Annotated in this window: 1 protein-coding gene; it reads right to left on the bottom strand. The window is 36.1% G+C overall.

Translation table 11 applies throughout. The annotated features are described in order from the left end of the window. Positions 1 to 236 (bottom strand): hypothetical protein (locus D7Y04_RS46335; protein ID WP_233601898.1); only part of this gene is annotated, 236 nt, incomplete at its 3' end. Positions 237 to 379: the final 143 nt, after the last annotated feature.

Here is a 379-nt window from a genome sequence, read left to right as displayed (position 1 = left end):
ATAAACACTCGCCAGATACTCTCTTCGATCATGTTCCGATTAGTTTCTTTCAATAACGATAGATAATCTTGTAATGTAGAACCAGCGATTAATTCCATCACGATGTACAATTTATCATCTAGGAGAAAAGAATGTTCGAGAGAAGAAGAAGTGTGGAGATGAATGATACTTTCAGCGAAGATTCGATAGTAACTGACGATATTTGGATGTCGAAGTTCTTCACGAATGATTTTCACTTCGTTTATTTTCTGTCCAATACTTCGATCACTATCCGTTCGTAACGAACGATTATCAATCTAAAACTCCTTCGTTAACCACGAAGAACATATTCTTTCAATCGATTACTTCTTTCAATGCACACATCGTTGTCGTTCCTCTT

Origin of the sequence: Corallococcus sp. AB038B (genome assembly GCF_003668955.1) — a bacterium.
GTDB lineage: Bacteria > Myxococcota > Myxococcia > Myxococcales > Myxococcaceae > Corallococcus > Corallococcus exiguus.
This window is presented reverse-complemented; position numbering and strand designations above follow the sequence as displayed.